Consider the following 17,504-nt stretch of genomic DNA (forward strand, 5'->3'; position numbering starts at 1 on the left):
CGACAGCATGTACGCCGAGGAACGACAGCAGGAGATCCTCCGCCGCACCCGGGAGGCCGGCCGGGTCGACGTCATGACGCTCGCGGAGGACTTCGGCGTCACGATGGAGACGATCCGCCGGGACCTGACCGTCCTGGAGCGGGCCGGCGCGCTGCGCCGGGTGCACGGCGGCGCGATCCCCGTCGAGCGCCTCGGCTTCGAGCCCGCGCTCGCCGCCCGGGACGCGGTGCTGACCGCCGAGAAGGAGCGCATCGCCAAGGCCGCCCTCGCCGAGCTGCCAGCCGACGGATCGATCATCATCGACGCGGGGTCGACGACCGGGCGCCTCGTCCAGGTCCTCCCGAGCGACCGGGAGCTGACCGTCATCGTCAACTCCCCGCCGCTGGCGACCGTCCTCGCCACGCGGTCGAACCTCAACGTGATCATGCTGGGCGGCCGGGTGCGCGGGCGCACCCTCGCCACGGTCGACGACTGGGCGATGCGGCCGCTCGACCGGTTGCGCGTCGACGTGGCGTTCATGGGGACGAACGGCTGTTCCGTGGAGGCCGGGCTGACCACCCCCGACCCGGCCGAGGCGGCGATGAAGGAGTCGATGATGAAGGCCGCGCGGCGCACCGTCGTCCTCGTCGACCACACCAAGGTCGGAAACGACTACCTCGCGCGGTTCGCCGCGCTGTCCGAGGTCAGCGTGCTGATCACGGACACGGGCCTGAACGCCGGGCTGGCCGCGGACCTCGCCGCGGAGGGCCCCGAGGTCGTACGCGTCTGACGCGGGCGCCGTCGCGTCGAACCTTTCGGCCGTCGGCCGCGTACTGATCACTGCCCTGCGTCGGACGGCACCACCATTGGCACCCCACACAAGAGCGAGCTCCTGCTCCATGCGGGTCATCGCCAGGCGCGCGGGCACAAAAAAGAATGCCCCCGCCGGCGGCGGGGGCATTCCTCCGGTCGGGTCAGGAGGACAGCACGGCGGCCCTGGCCGAGGCGGCGTCGTCGGCGTCGAGCGCGCGGCGGGCCAGTTCCTCGCATCGGGCGTGCTCGTACGCGGCGAGGCGGGCGCGCACGGCGGGCACGCTGCGCGCGCTCATCGACAGCTTCGTCACGCCCAGGCCCACCAGAACCGGCGCCAGGGCCGGATCGGCGGCGGCCTCGCCGCACACCCCGACGGATCTGCCGCTGCGCCGGCCCGCGTCCGCGCAGGCCGCGATGAGCCGCAGCAGCGCGGGTTGCCACGGGTCGAGCAGGTCGGCCATGGATCCCGACTGCCGGTCGGCGGCGAGGGTGTACTGGCTGAGGTCGTTCGTCCCGATGCTGAGGAAGTCGGCGACCTGGAGGAGGCGCTCCGCCCGCAGCGCCGCGGCCGGCACCTCGACCATCACGCCCGCCGTGCGCAGGCCGTACGCCCGGGCCCGCTCGACGAACCCGGCCGCCTCCACGGGCGTCGAGACCATGGGCGCCATGACCCATACGTCCGCGGTCGTCCGCTCGGCGGCCCGCGCGATGGCCTCGAGCTGGGTGTCGAGGATCTCGGGCTGGTCCCGGGCGACTCGCAGGCCGCGCACGCCGAGCGCCGGGTTCGGCTCCTCCGGGAGACCGAGGAACGGCAGCGGCTTGTCGGCGCCGGCGTCGAGCGTCCGTACGACGACGGTGCCCTCGGGGAAGTGGCCGAACGCCTCGGCGTACGCGGCGACCTGCTCGTCCAGGCCGGGCGCGTCCTTGCGGTCCAGGAAGAGGAACTCGGTGCGGAACAGTCCCACCCCGGCGACCCCGTCGAGGTCCACTCCCCGCAGGTCGGCCGCGGACCCGATGTTGACCATGAGGTCGACGGGGTGGCCGTCCGCGGTCCGCCCGGGACCGTGCCCGGCGGCGAGCCGGGTGCGCTCCTCGTCCGCCCGCGCGCGTACGTCGGCGGCCTCGTCCGCGCCGACGCCCGCGCGGACCTGACCGCCCGTGCCGTCCACGGCCACCGCCGTGCCGTCCGGGACGTCGAGGATCCCGGCGCAGCCCACCACGGCGGGCAGGCCCAGCGCACGCGCGAGGATCGCGGTGTGGCTGGTCGGTCCGCCGCGCTCGGTGACCAGGGCGAGGACGGTGCCCGTGTCGAGGCCGACCGTGTCGGCGGGCGCCAGGTCGTCGGCGACCAGGACGAACGGGTGCCCGGGGGACGGCAGGCCCGGCATCGGCCGGCCGAGCGCCACGGCGATCGCCCGGTTCGCGATGTCGTCCAGGTCGGCCGCGCGTTCGCCGAGGTACCCGCCGAGGGCGGCGAGCAGCTCGCGATGCCGGTCGAACGTGGACCGCAGGGCGTGCGCGGCGTCCTCCCCGCTCCGTATCCGCTCCGCGACCCCCTCCCGCAGCGTGGGGTCGGCGGCGATCATCGCCTGGGCGGACAGGATGTCCCGCGCCTCACCGTGAGCCGCGTCGGAGCGGGCCTGCAGGTCGGCCTCGGTGGCCTCCAGCGCCCGTACGGCCTCGGCGAGCTCACGCTCCGGATCGGCGACGGGGCGCGGCTCCGGCAGCGCGGGCGGGGGTGCCATCCGCGCCGCCGGCCCGGCGGCCAGGCCGGGACCGACCCCGATGCCGCGCAGGGCGCGCGGCGGGGCGTCGAGGTCAGGCATCGGCGGGTTCCTCGGCGTCCAGGTCGCGGGCGAGCAGGGCGGCCAGGGCGTCGAGGGCGGCTTCGGCTCCCGGTCCGTCGGCCTCGAGGGTGACCTCGGTGCCGTGCCCGGCGCCGAGGGACAACACCGCGAGCATGCTGGCGGCGGGCACGGCCCGGCCGTCACCGACGCGGATGCGCACGGGCACCTCCTGGTCGGCGGCGGCCTTGACGAACAGGGCCGCGGGCCTCGCGTGCAGGCCGGAGCGTGCGGCGACGGCCACGGTACGTGTCGGCATGTCCACTCCCTCGTCAGGGCTCGATGGTGACCTTGATCGCGATGCCGCGGGACACGATGTCGATGCCTTCGAGGACGTCGGCCAGCGGCAGGTGGTGGGTGATCAGATCGGCGACGGGCACCGCGCCCGAGGCGATGAGATCCAGGGCGCGGGCGTTGTGGGCCGGGCTGGACCCGTTGGCGCCCACGATCGTCAGCTCCCGGTAGTGCACGAGGTTGGAGTCGCAGGAGATGACCGGGTTGTCCTTCGGCAGCCCGCCGAAGAAGCTGATCCGCCCCTGGCGCGCGGCCATCTGCAGCGCCGCCTCCTGCGCGGCGCCGGACGCGGCGGCGGTGATGATGACGTCGGCGCCCCGGCCGTTCGTCAGCTTCAGCACCTGGTCCACGACGTCCGTGCCGGTGAGCGCGGCGTCGGGGTGCACGCGCTCGGCCGACATGGCCAGCCGTTCGGCGTTGAGGTCGACCAGGAAGACCCGCGCGGCCCCACGGGACCGGGCCAGCCGTACGTGCAGGCAGCCGATCGGCCCCGCGCCGATGACGACCACGTCGTCGCCCTCGCCGACGCGGGCGAGCTCCTGGCCGTTGAGCACGCAGGCGAGCGGCTCGGCCACCGACGCCTCGGCGAAGCCGACGCCGTCGGGGATGCGGTTCAGGCCGTCGACGGCGAGCACCTTGGCGGGCACGATCGTGTACTCGGCGAACCCGCCGTCGTAGTGGTAGCCCATCGACTCCTGGTTCGGGCACACGGTGCGGCGGCCCCGGCGGCACTCCTCGCACTGCCCGCACGGGATCGCGGCGATCACCTGCACCCGGTCGCCCGGCGCCCAGTCGGTCACGCCGTCGCCGACCTCGACGACCTCACCGGCGATCTCGTGCCCCATGACGCGGGGCGGCCGGATGTGGTGGTGGCCGTGCTTGTAGATCTTGACGTCGGTGCCGCAGGTCGAGCAGTTGCGCACCCGGATCTTGACATCTCCAGGGCCCGGCGTCGGCTCGGGCGCCTCTTCGAGGCGGATGTCCCCGGGCGCGTGGAAACGGGCGACCTTCACTGCGTAACCTCCTCTGCGTCCGGCTGCAGCAGCCGGAGCACCTCATCGACATCGGTGGTCTCCCGGAGGGCTCGTGCCTTGTCCGGGTCGAGCAGGATCTGGGCGAGCTCGGACAGCAGCCGGACGTGCCCGTCGCCCTTCGCGGCGATGCCGACGCACAGGACGACGTGGTTGCCGTCCCAGTCGACCCCGGCGGGGAAGCGCAGGACGCACAGCGCGTCGTGGCGTACGGCGTCCTTGCCGGCGAGCGTGCCGTGCGGGATGGCCACGCCCTCGCCGACGTACGTCGAGATCGAACGCTCGCGTTCGACCATGGCCTCGACGTACGTGGCGTCGACGGCGCCCACGTCGAACAGCGTCCGCCCGCACTGGCGGATCGCGTCGTCGCGGTCGGCCGCCACCGCGTCGAGGCGTACGGCCGCGCGGTCGAGCAGGTCAGGCACTGATCTCGCTCCCGTCCTTGATCGCCTTCACCAGGCGGGTCACCGCGGGGTCGCCGATGAACACCTGGAACGTGACGATCGGCTTGTCCGGGGCGCCGGCCTTCGCCCGCGCGCCGAGGCCGGCGTGGCAGACCACGACGTCGGCGTCGGCGGGGATGGAGTTGACCGGGGTGTGCTCCACCTCGACCGAGTGCTTCTTCAGCTCGCGGCGGAGCTGGCTCGCGAGCATGACGCTGCTGCCCATGCCCGCGTCGCAGGCCACGATCAGCTTCTTGACGTCCTTGCCGTTCAACTCGGTCACGCTCCCTGGGGTTCGGGGTGGGTGGTGGGCTGCGCCGTCTCCTGCGGCGCCTCATCCATGACCGTCGCCGCGGTCCCGGCTTCGGCCTCCGCCGCGGCCTCCGCTTCGGCCCCGGCCTCGGCGAAGCGGCCGAAGCCCAGGAGCGCCGAGCCGACGGCGAACGACACTCCCGCGGCGACCAGCACGCCCCCGAAGACGCCGAACCAGGAGCCGACGCCCTTCGGGGTCTCGGCCGCGTACGCGAAGATGCTGCCCGGCGACGGCGTGGCGACGAGACCCGCGCCGGTGACCATGAACGTCCCGATGCCCGCGGCGCCGCCGGCGATCGAGGCGAGGATCATCCGCGGCTTCATCAGGATGTACGGGAAGTAGATCTCGTGGATCCCGCCGAGGAACTGGATGATGATCGCGGCGGGCACGCTGGGCCGCAGCGTCTTCGGGCCGAACAGCAGGTAGGCGACGAGCACGCCCAGGCCGGGTCCGGGGTTGGACTCCAGCATGAACAGGATCGACTTGCCGTGCTCGGTCGCCTCCGCGACTCCGAGCGGGCCGAGCACGCCGTGGTTGACGGCGTTGTTGAGGAACAGCACCTTCGCCGGCTCGATCAGCACGGACGCCAGGGGCAGCAGGTGGTGGTGGATCAGCCACTCCACACCGTGGCCGGCCACGGTGGTGACGTTGCGCACCACGGGGGCGACGCCCCAGACCCCGAACAGGGCCGCGGCGCCACCGACGATCCCGGCGGTGAAGTTGTCCACCAGCATCTCGAAGCCGGCCCTGGTCCGCTCGGCGGTGAACTCGTCGACCTTCTTCAGGACGTACGCCGCGAGCGGGCCGAGGATCATCGCGCCGAGGAACATCGGGATCTTGGCGCCGACGACGACGCCGACGGTCGCGACCGCGCCCACCACGGCGCCGCGCTGACCGTGCACCATCCGACCACCGGTGTAGCCGATGAGCACCGGGAGCAGCAGCGTGATGATCGGGTCGACGAGGGCGGCGAACTGCTTGTCGGGCAGCCAGCCGGTCGGGATGAACAGCGCGGTGATCAGGCCCCAGGCGATGAAGGCCCCGATGTTCGGCATCACCATGCCGGCCAGGTGCCCGCCCAGGCGCTGAATCTGGGCCTTGACGCCGCTTCCGGTGACGGTGGGGGTGTACGCAGTGGCCATCAGGGCCTCCTAGTTATCTGCGTGACGTGGTCTAGGCGATGAGCGACCGGCCGAGGTCCGGTCGCGTGTGGATGCGGACGATGTCGCGCCGGATGTCCTCCGGCCGCGGCATCCGGCTGGCGGGCAGGCCGACCGCGGCGGCCCCCCATGCCAGCCCTTCGGCGAGTGCCGGAGCCCCCCGTGCTCCGCCCGCCAGGAATCCGGCGAGCAGCGCGTCGCCCGCGCCCACGGTGCTCCGCGGCTCGGCGACCGGCGCCTCGCCGATCGTGACTCCCTCCTCTTCGACCAGCACAGCGCCGTCCGCGCCGAGGCTGGCGAGCACGGTCCGGGCGCCGCGGTCCCGCAGCTCCTCCGCCGCCTCGATGACGTCGCCGACGCTGTCGACCGGACGTCCGACGGCCTCGGCCAGTTCCTCGCGGTTGGGTTTCACGAGGTCCGGACCGGCCTCGACGGCGGCCGGGAGCGCCGGGCCGCTCGTGTCCACGGCGACCCGGACGCCGGCGGCGGTGAAGAACTCACACAACCGGGCGTAGATGCCGGTCGGGACGCCCGGCGGCAGGCTGCCGCAGGTCACGACCCAGCTCGCGCCCTCGACCTCGGCGAGCACCCGGTCGGCGACCGCGTCGAGTTCCTTACGAGACAGGGGTTCGCCCGGCTCGTTGAACTTCGTGACCAGGCCGTCGGGTTCGACGACCGTGATGTTGGAGCGGGTCCGGCCCGCGACCCGTACGGCGCCCAGGCGTATCCCGTCGGCCTCCAGCAGGTGGACGAGCTGGTCGCCGTCCGCCCCGCCGGCCGTCACCACCGCGACCGTCGGCACGTCGTTGGCCAGCAACGCGCGGGAGACGTTCACCCCCTTGCCGCCCGGGTCGAGCCGCGCCGAGGTGGCACGGATCACCGTGCCCTGGGCGAGGCGGTCCACCTCGATCGTGCGATCCAGGCTCGGGTTGAGCGTCAGCGTGACGATCACGTGTTGGTTCACCGCCGTTTCGTCTGTGTTTCCATTTGTTTACGCCCACCTGGGTGGCCACGTCAAGGGGTCAAACGGGCTTCTCCGGATGGCCGGAAACACGTCCCCAGCGGACGGCCGGATGCTGAATTGATGGCGTGAGCTGCGGGAATGGGGCCTTAAGAGGGCATCGATCGGGGGATCGTCATGGCCACGTACATGTTGCTTTCGAAGTGGACGGACCTCGGGCGGCGGGAGGCGGCGACGCTGCCGGACCGGGTCACCGAGGTCACCAAGCACCTCGAGGAGATGGGCGGCAGGGTCCTGGGCTTCTACCTCACGATGGGGGAGTACGACCAGGTCGGACTCATCGAAACACCCGACGAGGAGGTCGCCGCCAGGTTCGCGGTGTTCATCGCCGGCCGGGGCTACGTCGTCTCCGAGACGCTGCGCTGCTTCTCCATGGACGAGATGCGCAGCCTGACCTGAAAAGCGACGGCGGCGGAGTGCCATGGCACTCCGCCGCCGGACGGGCGTGGGACGCTTCCTACCAGTCGCCGGGGAGCCGGCCGCCGTACCAGCGCTCGATGAGCTGGCGGGCGATCGAGACCCGGCCCGGCAGCAGGATTTCCCTCGCCTCCGTCACAGCCTTCAGCTCCTCGCGGGTGTACCAGCGGGCACCGCGGATCTCCTCCCCGTCCACGCGGGGCTCCTGCCCGGGGTCGGCCGTCGCGAAGAAGCCGAGCATCAGGCTGCGCGGCAGCGGCCAGGGCTGGCTGCCGAGGTAATGGCAGTCGCGCACCGTGACGCCGACCTCCTCCCACACCTCACGGGCGACCGCCTGCTCCAGGGACTCCCCCGGCTCGACGAAGCCGGCGAGGATCGACACGCGGTTCTCCGGCCACCGGAACCCGCTGGCCAGCAGGATCCGCTCGCCGTCGTGCACCAGCATGATCACGGCCGGGTCCGTACGCGGGAAGTGCTCCGAACCGTCCACCGTGCAGATCCGGGTGTGGCCCGCGGAGGCCACGGTCGTCAGCGCCCCGCAGCGCGGGCAGTGGGTGTGCGTTGTATGCCAGTTCTGCAGGCCGACGGCCTGGGTGAGCAGCCCGGCGTCCCGGTCGCTCAGCGCGGCGCCCACCTTCCGCAGGTCGGCCGGCTCCGTGCCCTCGACGGCGGGCAGCGGAGCCGACACCGCGAAGTAGGCGACGCCGTCCCCGTCGGTGCCGAGCAGATAGCGCTCCCCCTCGGGGGCCTCCTCGCGGCTCAGCAGGACGAGGGCGGGGCCGGGCCGCACCAGCGCCTCGCCCCGCTCGACCACCAGGACACGGGTGCGCGGATCGTCCCAGGCGGCGGCCAGCCACGCCTCGTCGCGACGGCGCTCCCCCATCCGGTCCAGCGTGCCGCGGGAGAGCGCCAGCCAGTCCAGCGCGTCGTAGGTCTCCGTCAAAACAGGCCCTCTCTACAGACCGGCGGCGAACTCGTCCCAGAGGTACGCGGCCGCCTCCGCGCCCTTGAGCAGCAGCGGCATCTCGACCTTCTCGTTCGGCGCGTGGATCTGGTCCTCGTCAAGTCCGACCGCCACGAACACGAGCGGTGCCGCCAGGATGTCGGCGAGGTCCGCCTCCGGGCCGCTGCCACCCTCCCGGGTGAACAGGATCTCGGTGCCGAACGCCTTCTCCATCGCCCGCTTGGCCGCCAGCACGCCCGGCGAGTCGATCGGCGAGAAGCACGGCCGGACGCCGGGACCGGGGATGCGGACCTCCGCCCGGACGCCCGGCGGCGTGTGCGCGGCGACGTACGAGCGGAACGCCTCCTGCACCTGCGCCGGGTCCTGCCCGGCGACGAGCCGGAACGACAGCTTCGCGTGCGCCTCGCGCGGCACGATGGTCTTGCCGCCGGGACCGGTGTGGCCACCCCACATTCCGTTGATCTCCGCGGTCGGCCGGGCCCACACCCGCTCCAGGGTGGTGAAACCCTCCTCGCCGTACGCGGCGCCGCTCTCGCCCGCAGTCTCGAGCCACTTGCCCTCGTCGAACGGCAGCTTGGCGAACAGCGCCCGCTCCTCCTCGGTCAGCTCGACGATCCCGTCGTAGAAGCCGTCGAGGGTGACGCGGCCCCGCTCGTCGTGCAGGCCGGCGAGCAGCGCGGACATGGCGTGCAGCGGGTTGGGCACCGCGCCGCCGAACGAGCCGGAGTGCAGGTCGAGCGCCGGGCCGTACAGCGAGACCTCCGCCTCGGTGAGGCCCCGCATGCCGGTGCACATCGACGGCACGTCGGCGGCCCACATCGTCGTGTCGCTGATGACGATCGCGTCGCAGGCCAGGCGATCCTTGTTGGCGCGCAGGAGGTCGGCGAAGTGCGGCGAGCCGGACTCCTCCTCGCCCTCGATCAGCATCTTGACCGTGACCGGCGGGGCGGTGCGACCGCTCGCCGCGAGATTCGCCTTCAGCCCGAGGGTGTGGAAGAACACCTGGCCCTTGTCGTCGGACGCGCCGCGGCCGATAAGCCGCTCGCCCTTCTCGAACGGGACGAACGGCGCCGTCTCCCACTCGTCGAGCGGCTCGACCGGCTGGACGTCATGGTGCCCGTACACGACCACCTTCGGCGCGGCCGGGTCCTCGGCCGGCCACTCGGCGAACACCGTGGGCAGACCGTCGGTCTCCCAGATCTCCACGGTCGGGAAGCCGGTGTCGCGCAGGTGCGCGGCGAGCCATTCGGCGGAGCGCCGTACGTCGTCGCGCCGCTCCGGATCGCCGGAGATCGACGGGATCGTCAGCCACTCCTTCAGCGCGTCGAAGAACCCACTCGCGTTGGCATCGATGTAGTCGCGTACGTCCATGAGCAGCCTTCTCGCAGGGAAACGGTCCTCTGGCACTCTAGTCCGGTGACCATCCTCATCGATCGCCCCCTGTGGCCCGCCCGTGGTCGGCTCTGGTCGCATCTGGTCAGTGACGCCTCGTATGAGGAGCTGCACGCGTTCGCCGAATCGCTGGGCGCGCCGCGGCGGGCGTTCGACCGCGACCACTACGACGTGCCGGAGGAGTTCTACGACGCGGCGATCGCCCACGGCGCGACGCCGGTCGGCTCCCAGGAACTGGTCGCCCGCCTCACCGCCGCGGGCCTACGCCGCCGCAAGCGCTCACGTTCCGGCGAGGCGGTCTGAAACGTACGCTCCCGTGGGGTCGGCGGCCGGCTCGCGTTTGGGGGTAGCCGCGAGATCACGAACTACGGCTCAAGCGCCGCGAGGCGGCCGGCGGACCCGTCCGTTTGCCGCCTATCGGGGCCAGTACCGCGGCGGTGACTGGGAGGGGTTCACCAGATCGTATCGGTGCTTGCTTCCCGGATTCAGGCCCTTGATGTGGACCAGTCGCTGGCTGTCTGTCTCCTCGAGTTCACCGACTATCAGCGGCATGGCGGCGATCACTGCCCCCATCGACAGGCCCAACCCTGCCATGCCTCTCTGTCCTTGGCTGAACCGGATGTGATGCATCCCGGATTTCTTGATGGCATCCGTCTCTGACGGATCCTCCAGTTGACGCGCATCCCTTGTAAGGAAGGCGTCGAAGCCCTTCTTCGCCGCGTCAGGAAGGAGCGCGAGGTCCTTCTTGCCCGACCACTTGATCTCACTGACGTGCCGAACAGCGTGCTCGGGCAGTAACCACCTGAGCGTTTCCAGCATCTGTACGGGGACGTTCTCGTCGACGAGTATCCGCATCACGCAGAGCGCGTTCCGATGCCGTAGCTGTCAACGTAGAGCGCGAAGGAGGCGGCGTCACGCGCGGCATCCGCGGTCACACCGGGATAGTAGTCGGCGATCTTCTCCGGGGGGATGCCGTCCTCCATGAGCTCAGCGACGACGTTGAAAGGAACTCGGGTGCCGGTGATGACCGGTTGTCCACCCTGGGTCTCGGGGTCGACGCTGACGTGCTGCTTGGGATGCAGGAGGTGCGGGACCACCACACCGGCCCGGGGCGCGAATTCCTGGAGGATGTCGGCCATCGTGGCGATCACTCGCTGTCCGGGGCGCTTGACCAGATCGGTGGCGTGGTCGTCGGCGCCCACGAGAACGATCGAGTCGCCGTCGGCGACCAGGGAGTAACTGGACAGGTGGTCGACCTCACCGATCTTTTTCAGGTTGGCCAGTGCCTTGCGGATCTTCTGGAGTGAAACGTCCTGACGCAGCTGCGCGAAGGCGCGCAGCGCCAGCACGTCACGGAATGAGTACAGGGCCGGCTTCGCCGTCAGCTCGGGACGCAGGATGGGCCCGTTGCCGCGGTCCTGCCGCCAAGTACGCAGTTGCCCGACCGTCGCTCCGGAGAGAGCGGCGGCCATACGGGTCGAGTACGCCATGATCCGCTCCCTCCCGTACCGGTTACGTTACGTCTCTTCCTCCATGTCAGCATCCCAGTTCTACGCCTGTAAGCGCTATAAGACGGCGGTTCGACGGGCCGGAACCGCCCCCCTGCGCGACGCATAGGACATAGAACGTGCACTGGTGTCCCCTTTGTCGACGGGGGCCGACGTCAATGCAGGCCGTCAGCGGTTCAGGAGCGGCCCAGGAGCATGAGTTCGGTTTCGAGGTTGTGGCGGGCGGCGGTCTCCCAGCGGTCGCGGGCCGGGGCCGTGCGGAACAAGGTCGGGGCGTCGAGCAGGGCCCGCAGCACGTCGGCGCGGCCGTGCCGGAACGCCTCGTCCGGGACCGCGGCGTACTCCTCGCGGACGGCGGCGGCGTAGGCGGCGTAGCGCTCCGGGTCGGCGGCGAGGATCGCCAGGTCGGCGTCGTTCAAAACGGCGGCGTCGCGGTCCCCCGGGGCCGGGTCGTGCGCCGCGGTCATCCGGACCAGCCGGGCGACCTCCGCGACCGTCTCGGGCGGCAGGTCGGTGTCGGCGAGCATCCGCTCGGCGAGGACGGCGCTGCGTTCCTCGTTGTCGGTATGCAACGGCTGGTACACCGCGTCGTGGAACCACGCCGCCAGGCGCACCACGGCCACATCGTCGGCCTCGCCGGCCAGCTCGTCGATCCGGTCGAGGACCTCGGCGAGGTGCGCGGCGTCGTGGTAGCGGCGGTGCGGCTCCTCGTAGCGGCGGATCAGCTCGGCGCCGAGGACCTCCGGGCCGGGCCACCGGGACAGCAGATCCATCACACGGCCCTCGCGGTCCAGCGCCCACCGGTCTTCTCGATCGTGATGGGGTGGTCGAAGCACCCGCTGATCAGGTCGGTGGTCAGCACGTCGTCCGCGGCGCCGGAGGCCAGGACCTTGCCCTGGCGGAGCAGGATCGCGTGGGTGGTGCTGGCGGGCAGCTCCTCCAGGTGGTGCGTGACGAGCACGCTGGTCAGCGACGGCTGCGCGCGGCGGAGCTGGTCGATGGCGGTCAGCAGTTGCTCGCGGGCCGCGACGTCCAGGCCGGTGGCCGGCTCGTCGAGCAGGAGCAGGCGCGGCCGGGGCATCAGGGCGCGGGCGATCAGCGTGCGTCCGCGCTCGCCGTGCGAGAGGGTGGGCCACCGGGCGTCGCGGCGGTGGTTCAGCCCGAGCAGGTCGATCAGCTCCTCGGCGTGGTCGAGCTGCTCCGGCGCGGGCTTCCAGTGCGGGACCAGCTCGATGGAGCCGGTCGCGCCGGTGAGCACGACCTCGTGCACCGTGCGGCCGGACCGCAGCGGGTGGTGCGGGTTCACGTGGCCGATCCCGGCGCGCAGCTCGCGGACGTCCACCCGGCCGAGCCGGTGGCCGAGGATCTCCACCTGCCCGCTCGTCGGGTGCTGGTACGCGCCGACGAGGCTGAGCAGCGTGGACTTCCCGGCGCCGTTCGCGCCGAGCAGCGCCCAGTGCTCGCCTTCGTGGACGGTGAGCGACACGTCGTCGAGCAACGCCCGGCGATCCCGGACGAAGCGCACGTCTTCTACACGCAGCACAGGAGTCATCGACAGCCGAGCGTACGACACGCGCCCAACGGAGGTGGGCCGGACCGGCCGCTGACCACGAAGCCGACACACGTCGACACAAGTGGTTGCGTACGGCGGCCGTCCACGCCACTATGGTCACCCCGGCAACTTAGGTAAGCCTAACCTAGCCCTCTGGGAGACTCGTGCGGCTCTACATCGTCGCGGGCAAGCGGACCGATTCCGTGGCCCACGGCTTCCTGCCCGCGGCCGCCTCGCTCGGCCTCGACGTCACCCTGCTCACCGACCGGGCGTGGCCGGAGGAGACGGTCCGGTGCGACGTCACCGACTTCCGGTCGATCATCGACGAGGTCTCCCGGCGCGAGGCGCCCGCGGCGATCTTCTCCAACAGCGACCACCTGCAGGCGCCCACCGCCCTGGCCGCCGAGTACTTCGGGCTGCCGGGCAAGGACTGGCGGGCCGCGCTGCGGGCCAAGAACAAGGCGCTGATGCGCCGCGCGCTGGGCGGGGTCTTCGCGGTCGAGCTCCGGCCCGGCCAGGAGTCGCCCGCGCTCGCGGACGCCCCGTACCCGCTGGTCGTCAAGCCGCGCGAGGGCGTCGCCAGCGAAGACGTCTTCCTCGTACGGGACGCGGCCGAGCTCGCCGCGCGCTGCCGCGAGATCTGGCTCCGGCGGCCGGGCGCCCTCGTCGTGGAGGAGTACCTCCCCGGCGACCTGCACACCCTCGAGACGCTGAACGGCCACGTCGTCGGCTCCTTCCGCACCGCGCTGTCGCCGCCGCCGCACTTCATCGAGGAGCGCCTCGACTGGGCGCCGCCGCCCTGCGCCGACCAGGTCCTGGACGCGTTGCGGCGGCTCGGGGTCGGCTTCGGCGCCTGCCACACCGAGTACGTCGTGCACGAGGGCCGGGCGCGGATCGTCGAGGTGAACTACCGGATCATCGGCGACCACTGCGACTTCCTCCTCGCCGAACTGCTCGGCGTCCCGCTCTTCGCGTGGGTGCTCCGCGCGCACCTGGGCGATCCGGTGCCCGAGCCGCCGCCCGTCACCGGACACGCGGCGGTCGACTCGGTGATCGCGGACCGGTCCGGCACGCTGACCGCCGCGCCGGAGCGCCGGGAGGAGACGGACGACGGCGTCCGGGTCGCGTACTGGCCGGTGCGTTCTTCCGGAGACGTGATCGCGCTGACCCGGACGAATCGCGACTACCTCGGCACGATCCGCGCGGTCGGGCCGGACGCGGCCCGCGTCGACGCCGCGATCCGGCGGTTCCGCGCGCGGCACCGCTGGGAGATCGCCCCGTGACCGGCGCGCCGGCGCTCGCCGTCCCGCGGCTGGAGGAGGGGTACCTCGCCGCGCGGGTGCTGGACGCCCTGCTGCGCGAGGACTACGGCGGGCTGTCCCGCCGGGTCGACGGCGACCGGCTGACCCTGCCCGGCGGCCGGGTCGTCGCGCTCACCGCGCACGACGGCGGATGGGGTCGCTATCCGGGGTTCCTCGCCGAGCGCGTCGTGGCCGACGCCGTCGGGCTGGACGAGGTGCTGGGCGTCGTACGGGCGCTGGCCGACCCGCGCGACGACGTGGCGGCGTTCGACCGCGAGTGCCGGGAGACGCTGCGGGCGCTGCGCCTGTTCGAGGCGGTACGCCCGCGGCCGGCCGGCCTCACTCGGTACGACGCCCTCGCCGCCGCCGTGGACCACCCGGTGTACCCGACCGCGCGGTGCCGCCTCGGCCTGGACGAACGCGACCTGCTGGCGTACGCGCCGGAGTTCGGGCCGTCGTTCCCGCTGGCGTGGACCGCCGTTCCCGGCGCCCACCGCCACGGTCACCGTCCCGGCTGGTGGCCCGAGCCCCGCGACCTCGGGCTGCCCGCAGGACATGACGTGTTCCCGGTGCACCCGCTGACCGCCCGGCTGGTCCCCACCGTGCCGGGCCCGGCCGTGACCGTACGGCCGACGCTGTCGATGCGCACGGTCGCGATCGACGCCCGCGAACACCTGAAGCTCCCGCTGCCGACCAGCACGCTCGGCCTGCGCAACCGCCGGGTGATCATGCCCGGCACGCTTTCCGACGGCGCGCTCGTCGAACGCGTGCTGCGCGCGGTCGTCGAGCGGGAGCGTGTACCGGTGCTGCTCGCCGACGAGCAGACGTACGGCCACGCGGACGACCCGCTGCGCGGATACCTCGTGCGGCGGCTGCCCGCCGACGGCGTCCCGGTCGCGGCGCTCCTCGCCCGCACACCGGACGGGCCGTACGTCATCGAGGAGCTGACCGACGACGTCGCGGAGTTCTTCGGGGCGTACCTCGCCGTGCTGTTCGACTGGAACGTCCTGCTCGCGGCGCGGTACGGCATCGCGCTGGAGGCCCACCAGCAGAACGTCTCGATCGTGCCCGGCGATCCGCCGCACCTGATGATCAAGGACAACGACGGGGCGCTCATCGACCTCGGCCGGCTCGCCCGCGCGCTGGGCCGGGCGCCGGACCCGGCGGAGTTCGCCGACCAGCGCCTCCTCACGACCGACCCGGAGGCGCTCGCCCGCGTGTTCGTCACGATCACGGTGCACCTGTGCGCGGGAGCGCTCGCCTTCGGACTCGCCGAGCGCGGGCTCCTGGCCCTGGACACGGGGCTGGGCCTCGTCCGCGACCGGCTCGCCGCCGCGCTCGACGCGTACGACGACGGGTTCCTGCGGGCGCGCACCCTCGACGCGGACCGGCTGCCCGTGAAGGCCATGGTCACCGCCGGGACGCTGGTCGGCAAGGACCGTACCGGCGCCCAGGACATCAACAAGCACTACGGCCCGCCCGGGCCCAACTACCTCAAGAGGTCGACGACGTGACATCCCTCGCCCCGGCCGCGCCCTCCGTCGGAGGGCGGGTCGACCCGGACGCGGCCACGGCCCTCGCCCTGCTGAACTGCGCGGTGCGCGAGCTGTGCGCTCCGGAGCACCAGGTACGAGTCGGCGAAGGACACCTCGTGGCCCGGCTGCCGCGGGTCGGGGTCACGCTGCGCGCCGCCCTGCGCCGCCCGCCGCTGATGAGCCCCCGGCTGGCCGGGCCGATCGAGGAGCGCCGCGACGGCTGGGTGGCCGTCGACTGGCGGCGGATCACCGACCTGATCGCCGGCGAGCTGGAGTTGACGACGGGCACGCCGAACCCGGAGTTCACCGCGCAGGTGACGGCCAGCCGCGACGCCATGGAGCTGATCGGCCGGCGCCGCGCGCCGCGTGACGCCGACCCGTTCCTGTCGTCCGAGCAGTCGCTGCTCGCCGGGCACCGGTTCCACCCCTCCCCCAAGGCCCGGCAGGGCGCCGACTGGCCCGCGTACGCCCCGGAGCTCGGGGCCCGCTTCCCGCTGCGCTGGCTGGCCGTCCGCACGGACGCGGTCGTCGAGGAGGGCGACGTCTCCCTCCTGGACCGGCTCGGCCCGCCGGTCCGCGCCGGGTACCGCGTCCTGCCCGCGCATCCGTGGCAGCTCGCCCTGCTCCGGCCGGAGTCCGACGCGATCGTCGACCTGGGACCGTACGGCCCGGAGGCGGTGCCGACCTCCTCGGTCCGCACCGTGTACGTGCCGGACGCCTTCCTGAAGTTCAGCCTCGACGTCCGCATCACCAACTGCGTGCGCAAGAACGCCTGGTACGAGCTGTCCGGCGCGGTGGCGCTGACGCGGGCGCTGCGACCCGTGTTCGACGGCCTGGCCTGCGAGCTGCTCACCGAGCCCGGCTACCGGACGGTGTCCGTCGGCGGTACGCGGCTGCGGGAGGGGCTCGGCGTGATCGTCCGGGACGGCGTCCGGGGCCTGCCGGGCACTCCCCTGCTGGCCGCCGCCATCGCCGATCCGGACGGCGACGGCCCGGCGGCCGTGTCCCGGCTCCTCGGCGACGACGCCGCGCCGGACCGGGTGCTGGCCTGGTGGGACGCCTACGTGGGGCACGTGGTGCCGCCGGTCCTGCACGCCTACCTGCGGCACGGCGTCGTCCTCGAACCGCACCTGCAGAACGTCCTCATCGCGGTCGACGGCGACGGCACGCCGGTCCGCGCGGTGTTCCGCGACCTGGAGGGCACCAAGCTGCTGCCCGGGCCGTGGAAAGGGTTCCTGGCGGAGCTGCCCGAGCCGGTCGCGCGGGCCCTCACCTACGAGCCCGAGCAGGGGTGGAACCGCGTCGTCTACTGCCTGTTCGTCAACCACCTCGCCGAGGTCGCCGCCGCCCTCGCCGACCGGTGGCCGTCGCTGGAACCCGCGCTGTGGCGGGTCGTCCGGCGGCACGTGACCCGCTGTGCCGAGGACACCCCGGCTGACACGGACGGCGCCGCGCGGCTGCGCGCGCTGCTGGCCGGGGTGCCGCTGCCGGCGAAGGCGAACCTGCGCACCCGGTGGGCCCGTGACGCCGACCGGCAGGCGACCTACGTCCCGGTGCCCAACCCGCTCGCCGAGAGCCTCGCGTGACCGGCCGCCCTCCCGAGACGACGCGGGAACCCGCCCTGCCGACACCGCCGCCCGAGACGGAGCGGGAACGCGTCGCGTCGGCGTCGTTGCCCGAGGCGGTGCGGGAACGCGCCCTGTCGACGCGGCCGCCCGCCTACGTCTACGACCTGAACGGACTCCGCGCCCACGCCGCGGCGGTCCGGGCCGCGACCCCCGTCGAGGTCTTCTACGCGGCGAAGGCCAACCCCGACCCGCGCCTGCTCGCCGCGCTGGGCCACGCACATCCCGTCGCTCGTCGCCGTCTACCCGACCAACGACTGGCACGAGCGCGAGACGTACGACCTGTTCGGGATCGTCTTCGACGGTCACCCG

19 protein-coding genes and 1 pseudogene are annotated in these 17,504 nt (G+C 72.8%); 7 read left to right on the forward strand and 13 right to left on the reverse strand.

Going from position 1 to position 17,504, the window contains the following annotated elements; translation table 11 throughout:
• The first annotated feature begins 7 nt into the window (after positions 1-7).
• Positions 8-769, forward strand: a complete 762-nt coding sequence (locus tag AB0K82_RS30300; protein ID WP_364403630.1) for a DeoR/GlpR family DNA-binding transcription regulator — start codon at positions 8-10, stop codon at positions 767-769.
• A gap of 184 nt (positions 770-953) precedes the next feature.
• Here the strand turns inward: AB0K82_RS30300 and ptsP are convergent, their stop codons facing one another.
• The 7 genes from ptsP to pfkB are packed head-to-tail and all read right to left on the reverse strand — an operon-like array spanning position 954 to position 6,841.
• On the reverse strand, positions 954-2,618 hold the full coding sequence (ptsP, locus tag AB0K82_RS30305) for a phosphoenolpyruvate--protein phosphotransferase (protein WP_364403583.1): 1,665 nt from the start codon (positions 2,616-2,618) through the stop codon (positions 954-956).
• On the reverse strand, positions 2,611-2,895 hold the full coding sequence (locus AB0K82_RS30310) for an HPr family phosphocarrier protein (protein ID WP_364403586.1): 285 nt from the start codon (positions 2,893-2,895) through the stop codon (positions 2,611-2,613). Before AB0K82_RS30310 ends, ptsP begins: the two co-directional genes overlap by 8 nt.
• Positions 2,896-2,908: 13 nt before the next feature.
• A complete protein-coding gene (locus AB0K82_RS30315; RefSeq protein WP_345353969.1) occupies positions 2,909-3,943 on the reverse strand; it encodes a zinc-dependent dehydrogenase in 1,035 nt (344 codons plus the stop codon).
• The gene (locus AB0K82_RS30320) at positions 3,940-4,386 is read right to left on the reverse strand and encodes a PTS sugar transporter subunit IIA (protein ID WP_364403589.1); all 447 of its coding nucleotides are present in this window, start codon (positions 4,384-4,386) and stop codon (positions 3,940-3,942) included. Before AB0K82_RS30320 ends, AB0K82_RS30315 begins: the two co-directional genes overlap by 4 nt.
• The gene (locus tag AB0K82_RS30325; RefSeq protein WP_364403592.1) at positions 4,379-4,687 is read right to left on the reverse strand and encodes a PTS lactose transporter subunit IIB; all 309 of its coding nucleotides are present in this window, start codon (positions 4,685-4,687) and stop codon (positions 4,379-4,381) included. Before AB0K82_RS30325 ends, AB0K82_RS30320 begins: the two co-directional genes overlap by 8 nt.
• On the reverse strand, positions 4,684-5,859 hold the full coding sequence (locus tag AB0K82_RS30330; protein ID WP_364403595.1) for a PTS mannitol transporter subunit IICB: 1,176 nt from the start codon (positions 5,857-5,859) through the stop codon (positions 4,684-4,686). The genes AB0K82_RS30325 and AB0K82_RS30330 overlap by 4 nt, the downstream gene beginning before the upstream one ends.
• A 31-nt stretch (positions 5,860-5,890) precedes the next feature.
• Positions 5,891-6,841 carry a 1-phosphofructokinase gene (gene pfkB, locus AB0K82_RS30335; protein ID WP_364403598.1) on the reverse strand — a complete coding sequence of 317 codons (951 nt, stop codon included), beginning with the start codon at positions 6,839-6,841 and terminating at the stop codon, positions 5,891-5,893.
• 174 nt (positions 6,842-7,015) lie between these two features.
• Between pfkB and AB0K82_RS30340 the strand changes: the two genes are divergently transcribed.
• The gene (locus AB0K82_RS30340) at positions 7,016-7,297 is read left to right on the forward strand and encodes a GYD domain-containing protein (RefSeq protein WP_364403601.1); all 282 of its coding nucleotides are present in this window, start codon (positions 7,016-7,018) and stop codon (positions 7,295-7,297) included.
• 58 nt (positions 7,298-7,355) lie between these two features.
• Here the strand turns inward: AB0K82_RS30340 and nudC are convergent, their stop codons facing one another.
• Both nudC and AB0K82_RS30350 read right to left on the reverse strand, forming a co-directional pair.
• A complete protein-coding gene (gene nudC, locus AB0K82_RS30345) occupies positions 7,356-8,198 on the reverse strand; it encodes an NAD(+) diphosphatase (protein WP_364403633.1) in 843 nt (280 codons plus the stop codon).
• A 72-nt stretch (positions 8,199-8,270) separates the two neighbouring features.
• Positions 8,271-9,650 carry a dipeptidase gene (locus AB0K82_RS30350; RefSeq protein ID WP_364403602.1) on the reverse strand — a complete coding sequence of 460 codons (1,380 nt, stop codon included), beginning with the start codon at positions 9,648-9,650 and terminating at the stop codon, positions 8,271-8,273.
• Positions 9,651-9,695: 45 nt separating this feature from the next.
• Here AB0K82_RS30350 and AB0K82_RS30355 point away from each other — a divergent pair, with 45 nt between their 5' ends.
• A complete protein-coding gene (locus tag AB0K82_RS30355; protein ID WP_364403604.1) occupies positions 9,696-9,974 on the forward strand; it encodes a DUF4031 domain-containing protein in 279 nt (92 codons plus the stop codon).
• Positions 9,975-10,085: 111 nt separating this feature from the next.
• On the opposite strand, the gene AB0K82_RS30360 is transcribed toward AB0K82_RS30355, so the two are convergent.
• The 4 genes from AB0K82_RS30360 to AB0K82_RS30375 form a co-directional block, all read right to left on the reverse strand.
• Complete coding sequence (locus AB0K82_RS30360) at positions 10,086-10,526, reverse strand: hypothetical protein (RefSeq protein WP_364403606.1); 441 nt, start codon at positions 10,524-10,526, stop codon at positions 10,086-10,088.
• Positions 10,526-11,161, reverse strand: coding sequence for a DUF433 domain-containing protein (locus AB0K82_RS30365; RefSeq protein ID WP_364403608.1), 636 nt, complete (start codon positions 11,159-11,161; stop codon positions 10,526-10,528). The genes AB0K82_RS30360 and AB0K82_RS30365 overlap by 1 nt, the downstream gene beginning before the upstream one ends.
• 194 nt (positions 11,162-11,355) lie before the next feature.
• Positions 11,356-11,952, reverse strand: a complete 597-nt coding sequence (locus tag AB0K82_RS30370; RefSeq protein ID WP_364403610.1) for a metal-dependent phosphohydrolase — start codon at positions 11,950-11,952, stop codon at positions 11,356-11,358.
• The gene (locus tag AB0K82_RS30375) at positions 11,952-12,731 is read right to left on the reverse strand and encodes an ATP-binding cassette domain-containing protein (protein ID WP_364403613.1); all 780 of its coding nucleotides are present in this window, start codon (positions 12,729-12,731) and stop codon (positions 11,952-11,954) included. The genes AB0K82_RS30370 and AB0K82_RS30375 overlap by 1 nt, the downstream gene beginning before the upstream one ends.
• Before the next feature lie 164 nt (positions 12,732-12,895).
• Here AB0K82_RS30375 and AB0K82_RS30380 point away from each other — a divergent pair, with 164 nt between their 5' ends.
• The 4 genes and pseudogenes from AB0K82_RS30380 to AB0K82_RS30395 all read left to right on the forward strand — a co-directional run.
• Positions 12,896-14,014, forward strand: a complete 1,119-nt coding sequence (locus AB0K82_RS30380) for a siderophore biosynthesis protein (protein ID WP_364403616.1) — start codon at positions 12,896-12,898, stop codon at positions 14,012-14,014.
• Positions 14,011-15,546 carry an IucA/IucC family protein gene (locus AB0K82_RS30385; RefSeq protein WP_364403619.1) on the forward strand — a complete coding sequence of 512 codons (1,536 nt, stop codon included), beginning with the start codon at positions 14,011-14,013 and terminating at the stop codon, positions 15,544-15,546. Before AB0K82_RS30380 ends, AB0K82_RS30385 begins: the two co-directional genes overlap by 4 nt.
• On the forward strand, positions 15,543-17,153 hold the full coding sequence (locus tag AB0K82_RS30390; protein ID WP_364403622.1) for an IucA/IucC family protein: 1,611 nt from the start codon (positions 15,543-15,545) through the stop codon (positions 17,151-17,153). The genes AB0K82_RS30385 and AB0K82_RS30390 overlap by 4 nt, the downstream gene beginning before the upstream one ends.
• A 258-nt stretch (positions 17,154-17,411) precedes the next feature.
• Positions 17,412-17,504: pseudogene (locus AB0K82_RS30395) on the forward strand (NADH-quinone oxidoreductase subunit C); the annotation flags it as partial.

Source organism: Actinoallomurus sp. NPDC052274 (genome assembly GCF_040679475.1).
Classification (GTDB): Bacteria; Actinomycetota; Actinomycetes; order Streptosporangiales; family Streptosporangiaceae; genus Actinoallomurus; species Actinoallomurus liliacearum.